Source organism: Mycobacterium sp. P2_H7, assembly GCF_056403275.1.
This window is the reverse complement of sequence record NZ_JBFUFU010000016.1, coordinates 33017-55332: the sequence shown is the minus strand read 5'-3', so window position 1 is coordinate 55332 and position 22316 is coordinate 33017. Positions and strand designations below refer to the sequence as shown.

Annotated in this window: 21 protein-coding genes and 1 pseudogene; 5 read left to right on the top strand and 17 right to left on the bottom strand. The window is 66.8% G+C overall.

Going from position 1 to position 22316, the window contains the following annotated elements; genetic code table 11:
- Positions 1-7: 7 nt before the first annotated feature.
- The 9 genes from AC1DY7_RS23585 to AC1DY7_RS23545 all read right to left on the bottom strand — a co-directional run bounded on the left by AC1DY7_RS23585 (position 8) and on the right by AC1DY7_RS23545 (position 10073).
- Entirely contained in the window at positions 8-1258 is a 1251-nt protein-coding gene (locus AC1DY7_RS23585) for an MlaD family protein (RefSeq protein WP_477496151.1), read from the bottom strand.
- Positions 1255-2463, bottom strand: coding sequence for an MCE family protein (locus AC1DY7_RS23580; protein ID WP_477496150.1), 1209 nt, complete (start codon positions 2461-2463; stop codon positions 1255-1257). Before AC1DY7_RS23580 ends, AC1DY7_RS23585 begins: the two co-directional genes overlap by 4 nt.
- Positions 2460-3572 carry an MCE family protein gene (locus AC1DY7_RS23575; protein WP_477496149.1) on the bottom strand — a complete coding sequence of 371 codons (1113 nt, stop codon included), beginning with the start codon at positions 3570-3572 and terminating at the stop codon, positions 2460-2462. The genes AC1DY7_RS23580 and AC1DY7_RS23575 overlap by 4 nt, the downstream gene beginning before the upstream one ends.
- Complete coding sequence (locus AC1DY7_RS23570; protein WP_477496148.1) at positions 3569-4606, bottom strand: MCE family protein; 1038 nt, start codon at positions 4604-4606, stop codon at positions 3569-3571. Before AC1DY7_RS23570 ends, AC1DY7_RS23575 begins: the two co-directional genes overlap by 4 nt.
- The gene (locus AC1DY7_RS23565; RefSeq protein WP_477496147.1) at positions 4599-5654 is read right to left on the bottom strand and encodes an MlaD family protein; all 1056 of its coding nucleotides are present in this window, start codon (positions 5652-5654) and stop codon (positions 4599-4601) included. The genes AC1DY7_RS23570 and AC1DY7_RS23565 overlap by 8 nt, the downstream gene beginning before the upstream one ends.
- The gene (locus AC1DY7_RS23560; protein WP_477496192.1) at positions 5651-7192 is read right to left on the bottom strand and encodes an MlaD family protein; all 1542 of its coding nucleotides are present in this window, start codon (positions 7190-7192) and stop codon (positions 5651-5653) included. The genes AC1DY7_RS23565 and AC1DY7_RS23560 overlap by 4 nt, the downstream gene beginning before the upstream one ends.
- Entirely contained in the window at positions 7192-8049 is an 858-nt protein-coding gene (locus AC1DY7_RS23555) for an MlaE family ABC transporter permease (protein WP_477496146.1), read from the bottom strand. Before AC1DY7_RS23555 ends, AC1DY7_RS23560 begins: the two co-directional genes overlap by 1 nt.
- A 1-nt stretch (position 8050) precedes the next feature.
- Complete coding sequence (locus tag AC1DY7_RS23550; protein WP_477496145.1) at positions 8051-8914, bottom strand: MlaE family ABC transporter permease; 864 nt, start codon at positions 8912-8914, stop codon at positions 8051-8053.
- Positions 8915-9152: 238 nt separating this feature from the next.
- Complete coding sequence (locus tag AC1DY7_RS23545; protein WP_477496144.1) at positions 9153-10073, bottom strand: oxygenase MpaB family protein; 921 nt, start codon at positions 10071-10073, stop codon at positions 9153-9155.
- 243 nt (positions 10074-10316) lie between these two features.
- Between AC1DY7_RS23545 and AC1DY7_RS23540 the strand changes: the two genes are divergently transcribed.
- On the top strand, positions 10317-11522 hold the full coding sequence (locus AC1DY7_RS23540; protein WP_477496191.1) for a TetR/AcrR family transcriptional regulator: 1206 nt from the start codon (positions 10317-10319) through the stop codon (positions 11520-11522).
- Here AC1DY7_RS23540 and AC1DY7_RS23535 read toward each other — a convergent pair.
- Both AC1DY7_RS23535 and AC1DY7_RS23530 read right to left on the bottom strand, forming a co-directional pair.
- Positions 11519-12349: an LLM class F420-dependent oxidoreductase gene (locus tag AC1DY7_RS23535; RefSeq protein WP_477496143.1), complete on the bottom strand. Its 831-nt coding sequence runs from the start codon at positions 12347-12349 to the stop codon at positions 11519-11521. The genes AC1DY7_RS23540 and AC1DY7_RS23535 overlap by 4 nt on opposite strands.
- Positions 12350-12503: 154 nt before the next feature.
- On the bottom strand, positions 12504-12671 hold the full coding sequence (locus tag AC1DY7_RS23530; RefSeq protein ID WP_477496142.1) for a hypothetical protein: 168 nt from the start codon (positions 12669-12671) through the stop codon (positions 12504-12506).
- Between the two features lie 123 nt (positions 12672-12794).
- Here AC1DY7_RS23530 and AC1DY7_RS23525 point away from each other — a divergent pair, with 123 nt between their 5' ends.
- Positions 12795-13778: an amidohydrolase family protein gene (locus AC1DY7_RS23525; RefSeq protein WP_477496141.1), complete on the top strand. Its 984-nt coding sequence runs from the start codon at positions 12795-12797 to the stop codon at positions 13776-13778.
- Here AC1DY7_RS23525 and AC1DY7_RS23520 read toward each other — a convergent pair.
- The 4 genes from AC1DY7_RS23520 to AC1DY7_RS23505 form a co-directional block, all read right to left on the bottom strand.
- Complete coding sequence (locus AC1DY7_RS23520) at positions 13775-14869, bottom strand: MBL fold metallo-hydrolase (RefSeq protein WP_477496140.1); 1095 nt, start codon at positions 14867-14869, stop codon at positions 13775-13777. The two genes, AC1DY7_RS23525 and AC1DY7_RS23520, sit on opposite strands and share 4 nt — an antisense overlap.
- A gap of 35 nt (positions 14870-14904) precedes the next feature.
- Complete coding sequence (locus AC1DY7_RS23515; RefSeq protein ID WP_477496139.1) at positions 14905-16341, bottom strand: phospholipase D-like domain-containing protein; 1437 nt, start codon at positions 16339-16341, stop codon at positions 14905-14907.
- Between the two features lie 79 nt (positions 16342-16420).
- On the bottom strand, positions 16421-16918 hold the full coding sequence (locus AC1DY7_RS23510; protein ID WP_477496138.1) for a GNAT family N-acetyltransferase: 498 nt from the start codon (positions 16916-16918) through the stop codon (positions 16421-16423).
- Between the two features lie 82 nt (positions 16919-17000).
- Complete coding sequence (locus tag AC1DY7_RS23505) at positions 17001-17168, bottom strand: hypothetical protein (protein ID WP_477496137.1); 168 nt, start codon at positions 17166-17168, stop codon at positions 17001-17003.
- Between the two features lie 298 nt (positions 17169-17466).
- Here AC1DY7_RS23505 and AC1DY7_RS23500 point away from each other — a divergent pair, with 298 nt between their 5' ends.
- A complete protein-coding gene (locus AC1DY7_RS23500) occupies positions 17467-17931 on the top strand; it encodes a hypothetical protein (RefSeq protein WP_477496136.1) in 465 nt (154 codons plus the stop codon).
- 155 nt (positions 17932-18086) lie between these two features.
- Entirely contained in the window at positions 18087-20201 is a 2115-nt protein-coding gene (locus AC1DY7_RS23495) for an MDR family MFS transporter (RefSeq protein ID WP_477496135.1), read from the top strand.
- A 4-nt stretch (positions 20202-20205) separates the two neighbouring features.
- Here the strand turns inward: AC1DY7_RS23495 and AC1DY7_RS23490 are convergent.
- Positions 20206-20565 (bottom strand): annotated as a pseudogene (locus AC1DY7_RS23490) (ANTAR domain-containing protein); the annotation flags it as partial.
- Between the two features lie 121 nt (positions 20566-20686).
- Positions 20687-21481 carry an emopamil-binding protein gene (locus AC1DY7_RS23485; protein WP_477496134.1) on the bottom strand — a complete coding sequence of 265 codons (795 nt, stop codon included), beginning with the start codon at positions 21479-21481 and terminating at the stop codon, positions 20687-20689.
- A gap of 205 nt (positions 21482-21686) precedes the next feature.
- Between AC1DY7_RS23485 and idi the strand changes: the two genes are divergently transcribed.
- Positions 21687-22217 carry an isopentenyl-diphosphate Delta-isomerase gene (gene idi, locus AC1DY7_RS23480; protein ID WP_477496133.1) on the top strand — a complete coding sequence of 177 codons (531 nt, stop codon included), beginning with the start codon at positions 21687-21689 and terminating at the stop codon, positions 22215-22217.
- The last annotated feature ends 99 nt before the right edge of the window (positions 22218-22316 follow it).

Here is a 22316-nt window from a genome sequence, read left to right as displayed (position 1 = left end):
GTGCGTGCTAACGCGGTGGTTCGATCGGCAGCACCGGGCCGCCGTACGGGGTGGGGATGCTGAACCGTCCCTGCGGGGTCGGATCGGTGGTGCGGCCGAGATCGGCCCCCGGTGGGGGTCCGGCGGTGTCGTCCCCGGCCGGGCGCGGCGCGTTCTTGGCGCCACGGATCAGCACGGCCGGGTCGTCGTCGGCGCAATAGGTGTACATGTACGGCTCCGGGTAGTCGGCCGAAGACGGTGGGCGGCGCGGTGTTCCGTACTCACAGGCGTAGCGCGGGTAGGCATCGCCGGTGGCCCAGATGCCGTGGTCGTGCATGATGCTGCCGAGCGCGTCGAGCGCCGAGGTCCGATACGTCGGGAACAGCGCGTTCACCGCCGGGGTCCGCAGGTACAGCAGTTGCGAGGTGCTGGCCAGGCTCCCCAGCAGAGTGACCATCGTGTCTGAGTTGTCGGTGAACAGGTTGTCGATCGAATGCAGCGCGCCGGGCGTCTGATTGGTGAGCCTGCGGAAGCCGTCGCGCATCTTGTCGATGCCGACGAAGGTGGCGTTCAGATTGGTGCTGGCGGCGTGGATTCCGGCGTTCTTGTCGTTGAACAGGTTCATCACCACACGACTGGTCTTGAGCAGGCTGGTGGTCTCCGGCAGCACCGAGTCCAGTGTCGAAAGCAGGAAGGTGCCGCCGTCGATGATGTCGGCCAGCTTGCGTGGCCCTTCGGTGCTGAGGCTGAGCTCCTTCTTGATCAGGTCCAACTTGGCCGTATCTACCTGTGCGAGAGCACCATCGGCGTTGGCGAGCAGCTCGGCCAGGGTGACGGGCACGGTGGCCGTGCCGAGTTTCACCACACTGCCGTTCGCCAGGTAGGGCCCCGCATCGGCGCCGCCGTCGAAATCGATGTACTGCTCACCCGCGGCCGACAGACCGGACACCCGGACCGCCGCCGAAGCGGGGATCTTGATGTCGGACTGCAGGCTGACTTCGGCGTCGACGCCGTGCGGCGCCAGCCGCAACGCCTCGACCCGGCCGATTGGGACGCCGTGCAAGGTGACGTTCTGGTCGGCCAGCAGGCCACCGGATTCGGGTAGCTCGATGGTCACCCGGTAGCTCGATGCGAGCGGATTCACCCGCAGCGCACCGAAGAACAGGTAAGCCGTGGCGATCACGAGGGTGAGGACGAGAGCGCCTGCGGACAGCCAGGTACGCCGCCGATGCGCGGCGCGCACCATCCCCACGGCGCCGCCGGCCAGCCGGCCGATCATCGGGGTGGCTCCGGGGTCGCGGGGATCAGTTCGCCGGGCCGGACGGGGTCCGGCACCACCGGCACCTGGGGCACACCTGGGCCCTGTCCGACGACGCGCTCTTGCAGCCGCCACAACGTGTATTTCAGCGATCCGATGATCTGCTGGAAGTTATTCCACTTCGGGCCGTGCAGGCCGACGTCGCCGCCGAAGCCGATATCGGGGATCGATCCCAGCACCAACCGGTCGATGCTCACCCGCACCGACATCGCGCTGCTGGAGGTGGCTTTCACCAGCGGCGGCATCAGCCTGTTGAGCGCGGCGAGTGTGGCGTCGGGCGCCAGGGCGACATCGTTCCAGGCTGCGGCGACGGTGTTGGCGTCCTTGACGACGCTGCGACCGCTGGTGTCGGTGCCCGCGACCGACGGGAACTTCCGTAGTTGCTCGGAGGTGTCGCCGAGCTGGCGCACGAGATCGGCGATGGCCGTGGTGTGTTCGGCCAGCGTGTCGGTCGCGGGCGCGGCGGCCGACAGTACGTCGGTCAGCTCTTGGTTCTTGGCGTCGAGCGTCTTGGCCAGGTTCGCGGTCTCGGTCAGCGCATCGGAAATCTGATCCGACCGCGAATTGAGCCGAGCCAACAGGTTGTTCGTCTTGCCGATCAGCTGGCCGAAGGCCTGTCCCTGGTCGCCGGTGGCCTTGCCGAAGCCGTTGATGAGGCCGGTGAAGTTGCGCACCGCGCCACCGTTGACCAGGATCGCCGCTGAGCTCAGCACCGACTCCACGGTGGCCGCGGCCCGGGTGGAGTCCAGGCCGATGGTGTCACCGTCGTGCAGCAGCGGGGCGCCTGCGGCGGCGTCGACGGGCGGCTTGATCGCGACGAACACGTCGCCCAATGGTGTGGCAGAGCGCAGTTCGGCGGTGCTGCCGACGGGCAGGGCCACCCCGTCCATGATGCGCAGGGTGGTGACCGCGGTGTAGTTGTGGGCGGTCATCGTCTCCATCTGTCCCACATCGGCACCGGCAAGCTTGACCTTGGCGTTGGCGGGCAGGTTGAGGGCATTGGCGAAAATCGCGTTCAGTGTGTAGCCGCCCGAGCCGACGCCGGGCCGGGGCAGCGGCAGGCTGGACAGGCCGCTGGAGGCACACCCGGACAGGACGAGCGCCAGGCCGATCAGCAGTGCCGCTCCGCGGGCCCTTCTCCCGTCGCTTCGCTCGCCCCGGATCATTTCTGCCCCATCGCGGCCATACCGTCGAGCACGTAGGTGAGACCGAAGTCGGGGCCGAAGTCCTGCAGAGTGCCGGTGCTGCAACCTAATTGCCGCAACCCCATCATGTTGCACAGCTCCTTGGTCGACTGCGTGTCGAAGATGAGTTTGTCGGTGAGCACCCGGACCCGGGCCGAACCGTTGGTCTGGTCGACGATGTTGTACAGGTTGTCGAGCGTCATCGGGGTGAGATCGAGGAACTCGGCCAGGTCACGCTGGTGCGCCACCGCCGTCTTCAAGGTGGTGTCGCCGTTCGCCACGATCTGTTTGATCTGGTCCCGGTTGGCGTCCAGCACCTCACCGAGTTGTTCGATCACCCTGTTGATCTGCCGTCCGGTGGTGCCGCTGCCCAGATTCTCGTCGGCCAGCACGTCACTGAGCGAGCGGATCGTGGAGCCGAACTCCCGCAGGGTGGTGTCGTTGGTGGCCGCGGCATCGAACAGCGAGCTGACGTTCTTGACGATGGTGGTCAGCTGTCCGCCCGTCTGCGCACCGCCATCTGCGCTGAGCCGCAGGGCATCCGACAACTCACCGAGTGCGGATTTCAGCTGATCGCCGTTGCCCGCCGCGATGTCGCCGGCACTGTTGACGACCTCGGCCAGCGGGCCGCCGCCGTGCCCGTCGCCCTTGAGCGAGCTGGACAGTTTGTTCAGAACGTCGAGTACCCGCGCGAATTCGACGGGGGTCTTGGTGCGGGGCAACCCGATGGTGTCGTGGTTGGCCAGCGTCGGTCCGCCGCGATACGGCGGCGTCAACTCGATCTGTCGGTCCGTCAGAATCGAGTTCGAGACGGTCACCGCCTGGACGTCGGCGGGGATCTGCACCCCACGGTCGACGGTGAACTCGACCTCGACATAGCCGCTCTTCGGCGTGATCCTGGTGACCCGGCCCACCGGCATTCCGAGCACCGCAACCGTGTTGTCGGTGTAAAGCCCTGCTGCGCTGTCGAATTGCGCGGTCACGTGGATGACGTCGATGCGGGGGGCGATGACACGCCAGGCCACGACGCCGCCCACCACGGCCAGCACGGCAAGGCTCAGCGCGATCAGCTTGGCTCTGGTGGTTCTCACTTGCAGTCCTTGTAGTACTGGATCATGCCGAACTGTTTGGCACGGCCGCTGATGGCGCACATCCACGAATCGACGAGCAGGCCGTTGGGCACGTTGAGGTCCACCGCGTTTCCGGTACCGGTGGCGTTCGCCAGTCCGCGCAGGGCGATGGGGCCGGCCTGCAGGGTGCTGCGCAGCAGATCGTCGTGCTTGCCCAGCATGTCCGAGAGCGTGCGCAGCTCCCTGAGCAACTGCTCCAGCTGCGGCCGGTTCTCGATGGCCAGGTCGCTCAAGGTATTCACCAGGTCGGTCAGCGAGCGCATCATGGCGTGGAAGGTCGCCTGCCGCGCCACGAACTCGCCCACCAGCTGCTGGCCCTGGTTGATCATGGTGCCGATGTTCTTCTGCTGGCGGCGCAGGGTATTGCTCACCAGTTCAGTGGTTTTCAGCAGCGCACCGATCTGGTCGCGGCGGTCGGCGATGATGGTCGAGAGCGTGTGCACGTTCTGGATCGCCTGCGGCACCACCGGTGGAAGGGTCGACAACTGCTTGCCCAGCACGGCCAGCGACTGTCCGAACTGGTCGGTGTCGACCTGCTCGTAGGTGGTCGTCACATCGGCCAGTGCTTCCTGCAGATCGTAGGGCACCTCGGTGTGCGCGAGGTCGATCATGTTGTGCGGCAGGCTCCCCGGGCCAGCCGGTTGCAACGCCAGGTATCGCGAACCCAGCACGGTGGTGATCTTGATGACGGCCCGGGTGTCCGCGCCGAGGCCGACGTCCTTGCGCACCTTCAGCCGGACCTCGACACGGTCGCCGGCCAGTTTCATGCTGCCCACCTCGCCGACCTGGATCCCGGCGACGGTGATCGGGTTTCCGGACTGCAGAGCGGCGGCCTGCTGGAATTGTGCGGTGTAGGAGCGGTATCCGATGTCGAGTACCTTGGCCAGCAACAGCGCGCCGATGAGCACCGCGACGACCGCGATCGCGATCAGGCCGAGCACGGTCCGGCTGTGGGACTCCAGCGGCCGCTTCTTGGGGTGTGTCTGCTCAGCCATTCGCCATGTTCCTGCATCTCGGGGTGTGCCAGGCCTTGTTGCCCGGTGTCGCGGCGTCGACGATGATCGGCACCACGTCGTTGAGGCCGGGGAAGAATCCGGTGATGTTCAGGTCGCAGGAGTAGGCGTTGGCGTAGGCGCCCTCGCCCGTGATCCGGGCCAGGCCCTTCAACAGCAGCGGAAGGTTGGCACCGGTGAATGCCAACTGCGGCTCGATGTCGGCCATGTGCTTGACGAATCCCGGCTGGCGCGTGACGAGTTCGTTGAGGGAGGGATAGACCTCATCGGAGATGGTCGCCAACTGCCGGATCACCCTGGCCGCCGACCCGGTGGAGGCAATCAGCTCCGGCCGCCGCGCGTCCAGGGTCTGCACGACGTCGCGGGTCTGCCCGATGACATGGTCCAGATTGTCGTTCTGGGTGGCCAGCGTGCCGAAGAGCTTGTCCAGGTTGGTGATGGTGTCGCCCAGCGCCTGGTCTTGGCCCGCAAAGGATTCGGTGAGCCGCGACGTCTGGTCGACCAGCGCGGTGAGCGAGGCCGGGTCGCCTTGTAGGGACTGGATGACGCCCTTGGTGAGGTTGTCGGCGTCTTGCACGTTGAGCACACTGAACAGCGGTTCGTAGCCGTTGAGGAGGGTCCCCACATCGAAGGACGGGTCGGTGCGGTCGACGGGGATGACACTGCCCGGACGCAGCGCACCGGTGTCCCCGATGGTGCCCAGCGACAGACCGAGGTACCGCTGGCCGACGATGTTCTGGTAGGTGACCGAGGCGACGGTGTTGCCCATGACCTGCTGGTCGCTCTGCACGACGAAGGACACCTTGGCGAGATCGCCTTGCAGTTCGATGTTTTCGACGCGGCCCACCCGCACCCCCGCCATGCGGACGTCGTCGCCCACCCGCAGTCCGAAGACATCGGTGAACACCGCCGCGTACGGTTCGGTGCGGCCCGCCACGTCTCGGCGCAGCGTGACGTACACCAGCCAGGTCAGCGTCATCGCGACCACCATGAACAGGGCCAGGCCGATCGCCGCGGAGCGGTGCCTCATGCGCTACCTCCCGCCGGCGAAACGGTCGTGCCGCGCGCGACCGGGCCCAGCAGCAGTTGGGTGGCCACCGTGGCGGGCTGCCCGGTGATGATGCTCAATTGCTGTTGCTCGGAAGGGCTTCCGACCGGTCCGACATTCCCGCCGGAGACGCCGTAGCCGGCGGGAGCGGCCTCGGCCGGCAACAACGGCGCGTCGGGGGCACCCGTCGGGGGTGCGGGCGCGAAGGCCGGGTTGGACGTGCCGGGTACCGGCGGGGCGGGTGTGACGCCCGGCGGCAGCGGCGGATTCGGGTCGGCGAGGTTCGGGTACGGGTTGACCAGCGACGGCCCGACCGCGACCAGGTTCCCGTTGGGCCCGACCACGGTGCCCGGCGGTGGCGCCAGGTTCGCGGGGGGTTGGTAGTTCTGCGGCAGCAGCGTCTGGGGCAGGTCGGGGCGCACCGGAATCAGGGGCGCCGTGTAGCAACTCGGCCCCTTGAGCTCCCCGTACTGCGGGCAGTCGGCCCGGCTGTAGGTGTAGGACGGGGTGAACGAGAGGTTCACCCGCATGTTCGGGGTGTCCACGTCGGACATCCACACCTCACTGAAGAATTTGTCCGCCAACGCGTTGAGTTTGGTGAAGGCCGGAACGAAATTGTGTGCCTGCTGGGCGAACACGCCGAACACGGGGGTGAGCTGTCCGGTGATCCGGACCAGCTGATCGCTGTGGTTACCCAGGGCGGTACTGGTCGTGTTCATGGTGTGCACACCGCCGTCGATCAGATCGGTCAACTGGGCGCGCTGCTCCACCAGCGTCTGCATCGGCCGCACCGCCTGATGCAGCGCGTCGACCAGTTCGGGTGCGCTCTGCTGCAGGCCGCGGGTGGCGGCGACCAGGGCGGACACCGTGGTGCCGTCCGGATCGGTGCTGACGATCCCGTTGAGCTGGTCGATGATCGCGTTCAGCTGCCCACCCGCCGTGAGCAATTCGGTGCGGCGGTTCTGGGTGGCGGCGTTCACCGCGGCCAGCACGCCGATGGTCTTGTCCTCACGTCCACGACCGGTGGACGCCAGGATGTCGCGCAACTTGCTGATGGTGGTCTGGAACAGCACCGTCGGCAGTTCGGTGTCCTCGGAGATCCGGTCGCCCGTGCTGATGGCGGGGCCCGCGTTGCGGCCGTCGGGGTCCACCAGTTGCACCGACGAGACGGCGAACACGTTGCTGGGCACCACTCGAGCGGTGACCGACGCCGGAATGGATTGCGCGTATTCGGGTTTGAGGTCGATGTGCACGAAGTTCGGGTTGCCGTTGGCCGCCGGTACGACGCTGTCCACCGAACCGACGAGCAGGCCGTGGTACTTGACGTCGGATTTCTGCGGCAGGCCGTCGCCGACATTGATCAGGTCGGCGACCACCCGGACGTAGTTCTCCAGCCGGCCCGTCGCTTTGGCCAGCAGCACGGCGGTCACCAGGGCGAACACCAGCACCACCGCGACGCCGGCGAGCAGCAGCTGCCGGGTGCTGGCACCGCGCCCGTCGGTGTCGAAGTTGTTCGCCATCAGCCACCGAACCTGGCGCCGGAGTCCACGCTCCACAGCGCCATCGTGAGGAGCATGTTGACGATGACGACGACCGTGATGCTGGCGCGCATGCCGTGCCCGGCCGCGACGCCGACGCCTTCTGGGCCGCCGGAGGCGTAGTACCCGAAGTAGCACTGGATGGTGGAGGCGATCCAGACGAACACCACGGCCTTGAGCAACGAGAAGATGATGTCGGTACCGGACAGCATGAGGGTGAAGTAGTGCATATAGGAGCCCATCGAGCTCCCGCTGATGGCGAACACCACGATCTGGGTGGTCAGGTAGCTCACTGCCAGGCAGGCCACGTACAGCGGGACGACGGCCACCACCGAGGCCATCAGCCGGGTCGTCACCAGGTACGGGATGGGCCGGATGGCCAGTGAATCCAGCGCGTCGATCTCCTCGGCGATCCGCATGGAGCCGAGTTGGGCGGTGAACCGGCAGCCGCCCTGGGTCGCGAAGGCCAGCGCGATGGCGATCGGCGCCAGCTCGCGGGTGTTCACCAGCGAGCTGATGATGCCGGTCGCGGGCCCCAGCCCGAGCAGGTTCAGGAAGTTATAACCCTCGATCCCGACGACGGCGCCGACGGTGATGCCCAGTACCACCGCGACTCCGGCGGTGCCCCCGCCGACAACCAGCGAGCCGTTGCCCCAGGCGATGTCGGACAGCAGCCGGACGAACTCGGACCGGTACTGCCGCAACGCGATCGGCACCGAGGCCGCCGCCCGGACGAAGAAGACCAGCATGTGGCCGAGCCGGGCCAGTGGCTGACCGGCCCGGTGACCGGCCTTGGCCAACGGTGCCAGCAGCAGCGGGCGGTAGGAGGATGCGGTCATCTCAGAGCCCGGTCCGCGGGAAGAGCATCGTGTACAGCTGACTGATCGCGACGTTGACGATCATCAGGATCAGGATCGATTCGACCACTGCGGCGTTCACCGAATTGGCCACACCGGTGGGTCCGCCCTTGGTGGACAACCCTTTCTGGCATGCCACCACGGCGACGATGGCACCGTAGATGACGGCCTTGAACAGGGCGAGCACCATGTCGCCGGTGGTGGTGAACGACGCGAAGGTCGCCACGAAGCTGCCTGGCGCGCCGTTCTGGAAGTACACATTGAACAGGTAGCTCGCCAGGAACCCGACGAAGCACACCACGCCGGTCAGGGCGACGCCGATCAGGATCGCCGCGGCGAAGCGGGGCACCACCAACCGGCGCAGCACCGAGACCCCCATGACCTCCATGGCGTCGATCTCCTCACGCATGGTGCGTGATCCGAGGTCGGCGGTGATGGCCGACCCGACCGCCGCGGCCATCAGGACTGCCGCCACCAGGGAGGCCGCCTGCCGGATGACCGCCAGGCCGCTGGCCGCGCCCGCCAGTGACGTGGCGCCGACCTGGCCGGCCAACAGCGCGAACTGGATCGAGAGCGTGACGCCGATCGGCAACGCCACCAGGACGGTGGGCACGACGGAGGTGCCCGCCATGAACGCGCCCTGGCGCACGAATTCACCCCACGGAAAGCGCCCGGTGAACAGATCCGCGAACAGATACTGCAGGGTGCGGACACCGACGACGAACTGGTCGCCGACGGTCGCGATGGACGCGAGCGGGTGGCGCCGCAGATACCCGCCAGCCCAACCCTCGATGGCCGCAAGGCCGTCTCCGCCGTGCGCGTCCGTGCCGGCGTCCTTCACCGACACGGGACCCCCTGGCCAAACGTCACTGTCAACGACCCTTCCCCTGTTGCGACCGTCTCAGCGTTCCGATAGTACGGAATGATGATTCACTTTCTGCGAGCCCTGTAGCCTGCCACCCTCGCTTGCGTCCTATCACGAATGCCCGTTTTGCCGCGGTCTTATGTCAGATTTCGCCGCGTCCGATACGGCTGAGACGTGCCTTGAACTGTAAGAACACTTATTCACATCTCCCGAGCCATCCTCAGATCAACGCTTTGTGCCGCCGGATCCTGCGCCGGACGTCGCCCATCAGCACGCGCGTCGCGCCCTGCCGCACGAAACGTGGCAGCACCCTGTTGACGGCGGCGACGAGCACGAAGAGTCGCTCGAACCGGCGCTGGTCGCGCTCGCTCCAGTCCAGTCCCATCGCGTCCCGGAACACCGGGGCCAGCGTCCCGAGGGTGAGGAAGCGCAACAGTGGGGCGAAGGTGACGCGCAGGGGCAGTCGCACCATCTGCAGATCCACGAGCGCCAGCAGGTAGGCGCGCACGCGGCCGTCGATGTGGATGCGCCGGCAGGCGATGTTCCAGTAGTCGTCGAACTCGGCGCGCGTCGGGGGCCACTGGTCCTCGGTGACCTGCAGGGTGGTGCCCAGCGGCATGGCCGTCGAGTAGAAGTGCTCACGCTCGGGCACCGTCATGCGACCGTGCAGCAATTGGTAGGTGTCCTCGAATCCGACGTAAAGGCAAGCTGCCACCCACATTTGGAGCGTGCGGTCGAATGCGTTGTAGGTGACCGGACTTCCGCTGTGCGACCGGACCTGACGGTGGGCACCGTTCACGGCATCGCGGTAGGCGGCGCGCTCGTCGTCGGTGCCGAGGATGGCGACCGCGAGATATTGGGTGGTGGTGCGGGCCCGCTTCCACGGATGGTGCATCAGGCTTCCGGACTGGACCCGGCTCTCCACGACGCCATAGCCGACTTCCGGCCACGACAGTTGCATGACCACGTTGGCCGCTGCTCCGGCGAACGACCAGAAGTCCACGGCATCCGAGAGCGCGAGGCCGGCGTTGTCACTCGAGTTGTACCGACGGGCTTTCACCCGTCGCCGTGGGATGGCGATCCGGGTCCGCTCCGTCGTCGGGACCGGCCGCCTGCCCTGCTCGAGAGGCTCCGTACTCACAGCGATCCCCACCGATTCATGTGTGAAGCGTGTCACAACATGGTGTCGGGTGCAAGGATTAAGTTAATCGCTATTCTGGCTGATAGGGACGTTCGGTGGCGGCCAGGCCCTACGCAATTCGCCGCATGATCTGTGCATATCCCGTTTGACGCTCCTGGCTGTAGGACGACACGTGATTGCTGCCCATACCGAAGTTATCCGCCATTACGAGAGTCCGTGGCCTATGCTCGGGGGATGCCCGAAATGCGGCGGCGCCCCAAGGACCGGAAGGCGCAAATCGCCGGTGTCTCAGCCGAAGCGTTCAGCGACCTGGGCTATCACGCGGTCAGCATGGAAGATATCGCCCGGCGCGTCGGCGTCTCGGCGGCCGCGCTGTACAGGCACTCGCCCAGCAAGTACGACTTGTTCCGCGACGCTGTGCTGTCCCTGAGCCAGCAGCTGGTCGACGGCACCGAGGTGGCCGAATCCTCCACCGACGGCGGTGCCGACCTGTTCACCGCATTGGTGACCGGACTGATCGACGTCTCGATCCGCAACCGCAGCACCGGCGGGGTGTACCGGTGGGGTGGGCGCTACCTCACCGAACAGGACAGCGCCATCCTCGGTGGGCAGCTCGAACTGGTCAATCGCCGACTGCAGGAACCGCTGGTCGCGCTGCGGCCCGACCTGACCTCGCACCAGCGCTGGACATTGTCGGTGGGCGTGCTCAGCGTGATCGGTTCCCTCGTCGACCACAAGACCACGCTGTCGGCAGGCCGCATCCAGCAGCTGTTCGCCAAACAGACCGCGGCGGTCTTCTGGGCCGACATCCCCGAACTGGTGCCCAGCACCCCGCCGTCCACCGCGACGCCGCCCGCGACCGGCATCACCACGACGGGCCGGTACGAGGCGGTCCTGCGCGCGTCGATGACGTTCTTCCATCTGCGCGGCTACCGCGAAACCACCGTGGACGACATCGCCGCCGCGGTGGGCATGCCCGCGTCCGGTATCTATCGCTATTTCCCCGGCAAGGCCGACATCCTCGCCGCACTGTTTCGCCGGGCCGCCGACCGGCTCTCCGGCGACACCGCCGAGATCCTGTCCACCGAAGCGGACCCGAAGGCGGCGCTGGACCAGCTCGTCGCCTCTTATGTCGCAAGGTCTTTCGACAACCCGGAGATCGACTACCTGTACTTCACCGAACGCACCAGCCTGCCGTCCAGTGACCGGACCATGCTGCACAACATCCAACGGGCCAATGTCGAGGAGTGGTCCCGGCTGCTCGCCGCGATCCACTCCGACCTCACCGAACGCGAAGCCCGCTTCGTCGTGCACGCGGCGTTCGCATTGGTCATCGACCTCGGCAGGCTCACCCAGTACGAAAACAGCGAAGCCGCCCGCGCCGTGGTCTGCGAGCTGATGCGGGCGGCGCTGCTGGCGCCCAGTCACGCATCGGCCCGGACCGGCTAGCTGCGGTACCCGGCCACCGTGGCCGCGAAGTCGTCGAGCAGGCGCAGCGACTCGTCCCGCGGCAGAATCGGCAACGCCAGACCCAGGTGATCAAACCCGAGTTTCTCGACGGCACTCCAGTATTCGGGATCGACGGGGGTGTTGAACTGGAACAGCGGCACGTCGTGTCCGGCTCCGGCGCGCAACTGCTCGACGCGCTGAGTCAGCGCATCGACGGGCAGTGGGTTGGAGATCCAGCCCGCACCGTGGCGGATGATCCGCTTGACCGTGGCGTCCGAGTTGCCGCCGATGAGGATCGGCGGGTGGGGCGTCTGGACCGGCTTGGGCCGCAGGTAGGACGAGTCGAAGTCGACGTACTTGCCGTGATACTCGGCGGGCTCGGAGGTCCACAGGGCCTTGATGGCCTCGATGCGCTCATCGAGCAGCGCGCCCCGAGTCTTGGGATCGGTGCCGTGGTGCCGCAGCTCTTCCAGGTTCCAGCCGGCGCCGACGCCGAAGACGAAGCGGCCGTTCGAGATCAGGTCGATGCTCGCGGCCTCTTTCGCGGTGACGATCGGGTCACGCTGAATGAGCAGGGCGATACCGGTGATGAGCTCGATGGTCGAGGTGACGGCCGCCGCCGCGGCGAGGGTGACGAACGGATCGAGGGTTCGGTAGTAGTAGTCGGGCAGCTCACCACCCATCGGGTACGCCGATTCCCGGCTGGCCGGGATGTGGGTGTGCTCGGCGATGGACAGCGACTCGAAGCCCCGCTCCTCGATTGCCTTCGCCAGCGTCACCGTGTCGATGGTGTCGTCGTTCACGAATGTCGAGATTCCGAACTTCATGCGCGTTACCCCCGCTGTTGTCGTCATGGGTTCCCAACCACATGTGCAGTATGGCTATTCCCCGCGTTGCGGTGAACGGCGGTTCGGGCGTAACAAAAAAGGAGGGGCACCCGGTTGCGGGTGCCCCTCCTGAACGGGTCGATCAACGACCGGCTCAACGACCATTGCCGAAGGTCGACGTGACCTGACCGGTGGTGGCCCGCTGCTGATTGTCGTGCACCCATTCGTGGTGGGCGATATCCGCCTGGGCGGGCGCGGCCAGTCCGACGACGGCAGCGGCGAAGGCGGTGGCGATGATTCCGGTGAATCCAAACTTCTTCATTTCCAATCCCTTTCGTGGGATGCTGTGGTTGCTTCTGGTGTGCATAACGCACCCTCTCGTCGGGTAATTCCATTGGCAGCAATTGACCGCCGGATGGCAGTCGGGGTACGTATCCTCACCGATATGCACCTGATAGCGCTCGAAGAGCACTACGCCTGGGACCCCGCAAGTGACGACAACGTGGTGGCGTCGTGGCTGCACTCCCACAATCGGCTCGGCTACGACCGGCTCTACGATCGTGGACCGTTGCGCCTGGAGCAGATGGATGCCGCCGGTATCGATTTCCAGATCCTGTCGCTGTTCGACCCGGGCGTGCAGGAGTACACCGACGCCGCGCAGGCCGTGGATTACGCCCGCCGGGCGAACGACAACCTGGCCGAGACGGTGCGGCAGTACCCCCGCAGGTTCGGCGCCTTCGCCACGCTGGCCACCCAGGATCCCGACGCCGCCGCCGCCGAGTTGCGCCGGGCGATCACCGATCTGGGGTTCGTGGGCGCCCTGGTCAACGGGCACACCCATGGCCGGTACCTCGACGATCCCGCCTACGAGCCGCTGTTCGACACCGCCGAGACCCTGGGGGTGCCCGTCTACCTGCATCCGACCACGCCGCATCCGGCGGTCATGGAGGCCTGGTTCGCTCCCTACACCGATCAGGGGCTGCACCTGGCGTCGTGGGGTTTTGCGGTGGAAGCCGGGACCCATGCGCTGCGGTTGATCTATTCCGGACTCTTCGACCGGCACCCGAAGCTGCAGATGATCCTCGGACATCTCGGGGAGATGTTGCCGTTCACGGCTTTTCGCACCGACCGGTACTACGGACTGGGCGGGTCGGGTGGTGGAGGCCTCGCCAAGCTCCCGTCGGAGTATCTGCGGGACAACTTCTTCGTCACCACGAGCGGCAATTTCTCGCCGCCGGCGATGGCCTGCACCTTGTCGGTGCTGGGGGCCGACCGGGTGATGTTCTCGGTGGACTATCCGATGGACGACAACGTGGCCGGCGCCGAATTCCTGTCGTCCTATCCGATGAGTGAGGCCGACCGCCGCAAGGTCGGTTACGAGAACGCGGTGCGCCTGTTCGGCGACCGGATACCGGATCCGGCCGGCTAGAGCGCGAAGACCTGGCCGTCGCGAGCGACCGTCACCCTGCCGGCGAAATGCTTGCCGATGGCGCCCTGCCACGCCGAGTCGGGCAGGTCCGTCGGCGAATAGTGGCTCAAGACAACATGTTTGGCCTTTGCGGCGGCGGCAACCTCACCGACCTGTTCGGCCGAGGTGTGTGATCGCACCAGATAGCCGGGTGGGAACCTGCTGTTGGCGCCGGTGTCGGCGAGGCTGAACTGCGCCTCATGTACCAGGATGTCGGTGTCGCGCGCCAGTTCGATGACGTTGTCCGACTTGGTGGTGTCGCCCGAAAACGTCACCGACACAGCCGATTTCTTGAGATCGAACCGGAACGCGAACGCCGGGTACACGTCGTAGTGACTGACCAGGGTGGCGGTGACGGTCACGTTGTCGTCGCTCATCACCGGGAAGGGCGCGATGCGCGGTGACCGATTGAGGTAGTCCGAGCCCGGCGGCACCACGATCTCGTTGACGGAGACCAGGCTCTGGATGTCGTCGGTTCCCATATCGCGGATGAAGATATTGCTGGTGTAGGCGAAGGCCCGGTGCAGCGCCGCCGTCATCGCCGCGATCCCCGGGGTGGGTTCGGCCGGGTCGACGACCGGCGGATCGGGATTGCCGACCTCACTGGGCGGCAGTCCGCCCGCGGGTCCCGGACCGTACACGGTGACGGCGGCCTTCCCCGGCGCCGCGGTGTAGCCGCCGGACAGGAAGAAGCTGTAGTAGTCCACGATGTGGTCGGTGTGCAGGTGCGTGACGAACAGGCTCTTGAGCTGGTCGAAGTGCAGGCCGGCATTGGCGAAGGCGTTCAAAGATCCCAGACCGCAATCGATCTGATAGACATCGCCGCCGATCTTCAGCGCCGAGGAGATGCCGGTGCGGTGCGCCACCGGCGGCGGTCCCGCTTGCACGCCGAGGGTGATCAGCGCATTGTCGGGCAGCCCGGCCGGCGCCGGGGCTGCGGACCCGCGGGCCGCAGTTGCCATTGCCGCGCCACCGAGCACGGCGGCCACCGACGCCGCAAGGGCCGAGCGCCGCGAGATTCCGTCACCGCAGCCGTCGCCGCACCCATGCATGGCCGGAACCTATCACCGACGGGCGTTTGCTGACGTCAGGTGGCGAGCCCGGTGAGGAAGCGCCGCACACTGGTCGCCAGCGACCGGGGTACATGGTCGGGATCCATCAGATCGTTCTCGGCCAGCGGACTGCCCTCATCGGCAACCGTCTCGGCAGTGAACCGGCGCAGCGTCCTGCCCTCGCCGGTCAGCGCCTCGACAGCCTGCAGGAAGGTCGCGCCGTCGCGCAGGTCCGCGCCGAAGTCGTCGCCTCCGACACCGAGATGCTCACCGATCAGCCGGTTCCGGAAGGTGGTGATCGCCTGCCGGATGGTGTCGTCGTCCGTGCCGGCCTCGATCGCCACGTCGCACTCGCTGTCGAAACCCATCGAACGGTTGTTCAGGTTCGACGAACCGATGCGCAGCAACCGGTCATCGACCGCCATGACCTTGGAGTGGACGTAGATGTTCGTCCCGTTTTCGGCCACCGGCCAGTAGACGCCCAGCCGGTCGTGCTCATCGGCGGCCCAGAGCAATTCCAGGAGCAGCTTGCGGGCGCTGTCCATCGACTCCTGCTCCAGCCTGCTCTCAGAGCGGCGGGGCAACACGATGACGATCTCCGGACCATCGGCCTCCCGGAGCCGGTCGGCGAGCGCGTCTACCAGGGTGCGCGAGGCCAGGTACTGGTTCTCCAGATAGATCGTGTGCCGCGCGGCGGCGATGGCGGCCAGGTTCAGTGCCTCCACCTCGCGCACCTCGTCGCGATCCGGCAGATCCGGTGTGGTCCGTGCGATGCCGACCCCGACGTCGCGCAGGTCGGGGTCGAGTCCGCGCGGCCAGGCCCGGTGCGTTGCGTCCAGGCTCTCCAGGGCCTGTCCCGTCGCCGACTCCCAGCGGTAGCGGGCGACGGCGGCGAGCCGGCGGGCGGCGGCGCCGTCGACGGCGGCGGCCACCTCGTGGCGGGGGCCGTACTCCCTACGAAATGCGTTGTCGTCCAGGTGTTCCGAGGTGTCCCAGCGCCCCACGGTGAGGTCGATGCCACCGCAGAAGGCGAGCACGTCGTCGACCACCACGATCTTCTGATGGTGCACCGCCCCGGTGGGGTGGTCACCATCCACCGCGAAGCGGATTCGCCTGCCGCTGAGCCGATTCAGCACCGTCACCGGCGTCAGGCCGTACCAGAGGTCGTCGAACACCGGGAGCAGGCGCAGATTGGACTTCAGGACATGGATTTCCAGTCCGGGCTTCTTCCACAACAGCCAGTAGAGGAACGCGCCCAGCTGGTTGGGGCCGGGCAGCGTGTCCTCGCCCTGCTCCAGGGTGGTCCTGCCGTCGAAATCCCAGCCGACCAGGATGACCCGGTGCTGGGCGCGCAGCAGCGCGGCCTTGACCTGCCGGAAGTAGTCCGCGCCGTCGACGATGAAGGCGACGTTGTCGGCGTTGTCGACCGCCCAGCAGGTCCGGCCCGGCTCGAGCACGGGATCCCCAGACACAGCCGTTGTCTATCACTGCAACACCTGCCAGAGAAAGCGACTGTGACCATCCTTACGGCTCCGGGAAGCAAGTGCGCAGCTAGAGCCGCTTTTCGAAGGCGTGCACACCAATCTGCTCGGGCGGGAGCGACCGGTCATAGAGGGCGGTGTATCCGGTCGAGAGATAGAGCGCCACCGCCTCGGGCTGGCGGGGGCCGGTGGTCAGGTACACCCGGGTGTAGCCACGGTCGTGGGCGATGCGCTCCAGCTCGGCGACGACGAGCTTGCCGTAGCCCCGTCCGCGGTGCGCCGAGGACGTCCAGATGCGTTTCAGCTCGGCCGTCGACGCGTCGAGGCGGCGGAACGCACCCCCGGCAACCGGTGTGCCGCCGGCGAGTCCCACGACGAGCACGCCGCCCGGCGCCGCGAAGTGTTCTGCCGGGTAGGTCCGCATGTCTGCGTACTCGGTGCCGCTGAGGTCTCCGTAGCGCGAGTGATACTCGGTGGCGAGCTCGTCGAGCAGTGGGGCCGCCAAGGAGTCGTCCTGGCCCACGGAGACGAAACGCAGGCCGACGAACTCCACTGGCTCCGTACTCATCCGGGTCAGGCTACAAGCCGCCATACAAGAAAGGGGCACCCGTTTCCGGGTGCCCCTTCGCGTGCTGTGTTCAGCGACCGGCTCAACGGCCGTTGCCGACAGTCGAGGTGACCTGGCCGGTGCTGGCGTGTTGCTGGATGTCGTTGATCCACTGGTGGTGGGTGATGTCGGCCTGGGCCGGCGCGGCCAGCCCGACCAGGGCGGCGGCGAATCCGGTGGCGACGATGCTGGCAAATCCGAACTTCGTCATTTCGAAGCCCTTCCGTGTGGAGGTTGGTTACCGGTTCGGGGTTTTCCTATCCGGTCTGCTCTCCACAACGCACTGCTCGGCGGCATTGATTTCCGTTGGCAGCAATTGGCTTAGGGGTGGCAGTAAGTGGTCTTCGAACCGATCGATCGGCTAGGGCGGTGCAAATTCGGCGGTGCACGGGGAATTATCCGAACCGTTATCGATGTTTACCTCAAATGTCACACGGGTAACTTTTGTAACAGCACCCGGTACCGGTGCGAGCACAGTCCGCAGAGAAAGAGCCGAATGGGAAACCGATATGAATACCGTCCTCTACTTCAGCGCCAGCGGCGCAGTTTATGAAACTCGCGCCTACACCCAGGCCGACATCACCCAACTGATCCACGACCAAGGCCTGCAATGCCTGACCAGCGCCGACCGGCAGTTCGACTTCTGGTTCAGCCCGACCACCCGCCGTTGCCAGCGTCGCGTCAACCGTAGCGCCACCGAATTGCTCGCAGCGACAACGTCTTTCACTGCAAAGTCGGTGCCTCTGCTCCGCGGCAGCATCGTCGTCGCCACCCACGACTCCGACGGCGACCTCGACGGCCTGAGTTGGGAACAGCTCGATCTGCTGGCCCGCAAGAACCGGGCCGTGACGCCCCGCGACGAGCGGATCCTCAATCGGCGGATCCTGCAGGATCAGCGCCGCCTGCGCCGCGCCGCCGAAGCCGCACCCGCTCGCCCCGCACCCGTTCCGCGCACGGCCACCCCCGTCAGGTGACCGCCCGCCGGTCCGCCGTTCATCGACCGGACTCAGCGCACACATAGCGTCCTCCCAGCCCACTGAGATCTGATGATGGGGACGACCCACGTGTCGTCGACCGACCGCACGGGTATGCGGACATGTCATCGGAACTACTCAGGAGGACCACAGCGATGTCCGTCAGTACGTCACCCCGGGCGGCCGAGCAGGCGCTGCCCGTCGACGCGGCGGACCGTCGCCAACGCAACATCGTCTTTCTCGCGGTGGTGCTGGGCATGCTGCTCGCCGCCCTCGACCAGACCATCGTTGCGACGGCGCTGCCCACGGTAGTCGCCGATCTCGGTGGCGCAGGCCACCAGGCGTGGGTCGTCACCAGTTATCTGCTGGCGTCGACGATCGTCACCGCGGTGGTCGGCAAGCTCGGCGACATCTTCGGACGCAAGACGATCTTCCAGGTCGCGGTCCTGCTCTTCCTGATCGGCTCGGTGCTGTGCGGGCTGGCGCAGTCGATGGAGATGCTGGTGGCATCGCGGGCCCTGCAGGGGCTCGGCGGTGGTGCCATCACCGTGACGGCCGTCGCCGTGATCGGTGAGGTCATCCCGCTGCGTGAGCGCGGCCGCTACCAGGGCGCCCTCGGTGCCGTGTTCGGCGTCACCACCGTGATCGGTCCGCTGCTGGGCGGGCTGTTCACCGACCACCTCACCTGGCGGTGGGCCTTCTGGATCAACGTGCCGGTGGCCATCGGCGTCATCGCGATCGCCGCAGTGGCCATGCCCGCACTCGCCCGCACCGCGCGCCCTGTCCTCGACTACGCCGGCATCGTGCTCATCGGCCTCGGTGCGGCGGGCCTGACGCTGGCCACCAGCTGGGGCGGTACCACCTACGCGTGGGGTTCGCCGACCATCATCGCGTTGTTCGTCGGATCGGCGGCGGCGCTGGTGGCCTTCGTCTTCGCCGAACGTCGTGCCGCAGAACCGATCCTGCCGATCCGCCTGTTCGGCAACCCCGTCTTCACGGTGTGCTGCGTGCTGTCCTTCGTCGTCGGTTTCGCGATGTTGGGCGCGCTGACCTTCCTGCCCACTTACATGCAGTTCGTCGACGGCGCCTCGGCGACCGCATCGGGCTTGCGCACCCTGCCGATGGTGGCGGGCCTGCTGGTCACCTCGCTGGGCAGTGGTGTGATCGTCGGCCGCACCGGCCGGTACAAGATCTTCCCCATCGCGGGTACCGCGATCATGGCGCTGGGCTTCGTGCTGCTCTCCCGGATGGATGCCGACACCTCGACGTTGGTGCAATCGCTGTACCTGTTGGTGCTGGGCACCGGGATCGGCCTGAGCATGCAGGTGCTGGTGCTCGTCGTGCAGAACACCGTCGACTTCACCGACCTCGGCGTCGCCACGTCGGGCGTCACGTTCTTCCGCACCATCGGCAGCTCGTTCGGCGCGGCCATCTTCGGGTCGATGTTCTCGAACTTCCTGGACGACCGCCTGCCCGCGGCGATGGCGGGTGGTGCCGCACCGCCCGAGGCCGCCACCTCACCGCAGGTTCTGCACCGGCTCTCCCATGACGTCGCCGCACCCATCATCGATGCCTACGCCGACTCACTGAGCCGGGTGTTCTTGTTCGCAGCGCCGGTCGCCATCGTCGGGTTCATCCTGGCGCTGTTCCTCAAACAGGTTCCGTTGCGCGACACCGCCGTGACCGGCAGCACCGATATGGGCGAGGGCTTCGGCATGCCGACCATCGAATCGCCGGAGAAACTGCTCGAGATCGCCATCGGCCGGCTGTTGCAGCGCAGCCACGGCGTGGACTTGGAGGCGCTGGCGCACTCCCCGCGTTGCCACGTGGACACCGCAGCGCTGTGGGGTCTGATGCAGATCTATCGGCATGCCGCGGTGACGGGCACCGCCGATCTGCGCGACATCGCCGACGAGCGGCACGTGCCGCACCAGATCCTCGAGCCGACCTACGGCCGGCTGGTCGGTACCGGCTATGCGACCCGAACCGGCTTCGAATTCGCGTTGACGCCCGCCGGCGCCGCCGAGATCAACTCGGCTCGCGACCTCATCTCCGGCTGGATCACCGAAACACTTTCCCAGTCAACGGAATTCCAGGGCAAGCGGCCGGACCGGATGCAGGTCCAGGGTGCACTCGACCGGGTGGCGCGCGGCGTGCTGCTGGAGCGCGACGCGGCGTCCGACGAGACCCGGCCCCTCAAGCTGGGCGCACCCCGACCGGCCGCAGCCTCACCCGACCTGCCCACCCGCCCGTTCCGGGCGCGACGGTGAGTCCTCAACTGCGGCTGCTGATCACCCGTTCGGCGATCTCGACGACCCGGGAGTTGCCCTCCTGCGACAGTCGCCGGATCATGTCGAACGCCCGCACCTCGTCGACCCCGTAGCGCTCCATGATGATGCCTTTGGCCTGACCGATCCGGTCCCGGGTGGCCGGCGCGGATTGCAGTTGCTCGCCCTGGCGGTGCGCCAGGATGGCCGCCGCGGCATGCGCCGCCCACACGCTTCCGGTCGTGCGGGCGTCCTCGTCCCACTCCTGCGGCGCGAACCCGAACAGTTTGAGCGCCCCGGCAGTACGGGCGCCGGCATACAGGCGAAAAGACATGCCGCTCAGCGCTCCGATCTTGGCGACCGGGGCCGAACAGTTCCTGAAGTCCGTCCAGTTCGCGTGGCAGGTCGGAGGTGGCATCGTGCGATTCGAACTTGCCGCCGACCGTGCCAGCTCTCCCATCCGGGCCGCCAGCGACCAACTCGGCAATTCAGACATGCTCCGTGGGGTTGCCTGTTCCGCACGGAAGCAAACCCGCGCGCCGGGTCAGGTGGTCGATCTGCAGATACACCGCGTAGAGGACCAGCGGCGGCAGCACGATGAACGGCACGTTCTCACCGATGAACTTGAACCAGAAGCCGAACGCGCCCTGACCGATGTCCCGGAAGCCGGCGCCCACCTCGCTGAGGAAGTAGACCGCGGTACTGCTCATCAGCACGGCGATCCCGGCGAAAGTCACCCAGAGGCAACGGATCCGCGACTCGACGGCCAAGCCGGGCCGGATCAGCCTGGTCCACATGACGAAGACGGTCAGACCCGTCGTGACGCCGACGATCTCGAGCGCGAACACCCACGGGTTGCCGCTGACATAGCGGGTGTCGGCCAGTCCGTACTGCCACCACAGCCATTTCCAGCCGGGATCGGTGGTGGGCGCCCAGAATCCCAACGGATGACCGATGAGAAACATGAGTTCGTAGCCGATCTGGCTGCCCGCGGTGAACGGGATGTAGAACAACGTGAGCTCGGCGGCCTTGTCGATCCGGGTCCGTGTCTCGCCGGGCGCGTTCCACAGGATGACGAACGGCAACACCATCACCGGAATGCCGAAGACCAGGTTGGCGATCACATCCACCGTGAACGTCGGCGGGATCAGATCCACGCTGACGCCGATGGTCAACAGCACGAACATGACGCCGACGAACAACCCGGTCCAGGTATAGATCCGCAGCCGGTGCGGGGCCCACGGCCGGGCGAGATCGGTTTCGTGGTCGTGCACCGCTGTCATCGCCGCGTACCTTCCGCCCAGCTATCTCAACTAGTTGTTACTAATGGATAGCCTATCGGCTAGGTAGCGCGCTCGTCCCGTTTTCGCCGCAGCGCGTATCCGCCGCCGGAGCTGGGTATCAACGCGAGAACGCACCGATCCACCCAGCCGTCGGTGACGAACCACTCTGGTGCAGAACTGCGAACTCACGGCGGAAGGCGGTCGCGTGCAGGAACTGGTGGTGCTTCTCGACGACGACGGCCGCAGCATCGGCACCGCACCGAAGGCCGAGGTACACCACTCCAGCACCCCGTTGCACCTGGCGTTCTCCTGCTACCTGTTCGACGACGGGGGGTCAGTGCTGTTGACCAGGCGGGCACTGCACAAGCGCGCGTTCCCCGGTGTCTGGACCAACTCGTGCTGCGGACATCCCGCCCCTGGCGAGGACGTGGACGAGGCGGTCCGCCGGCGGGTGCGCGACGAACTCGGGGTGGGCATCAGCGAATTACGTTGTGTGCTGCCCAATTTCCGCTATCAGGCCGCCGATCCCGACGGCGTCGTGGAGAACGAGGTGTGCCCGGTGTACTTCGGCCGCACGGCAGGCCCCGTCGACCCCGACCCCGACGAAGTCATGGCGCACGTGTGGGTGCAATGGGATCAGTTGCGCGCCGCATCCCGGCTGCCGTGGGCCATCAGCCCATGGGCGGCCGCTCAGATTCCCCTGCTCGATTCCCTTCATCTGATGACGTTTCGCTGAGCGTCAGCGTGGTATCCCGCGTACGTTGCGCCGACTCGTGTGTTCGGCATGCCCACCGCAGGAGGTCACCTTGGCAGCGCGAGCGACAACGGCCACTAT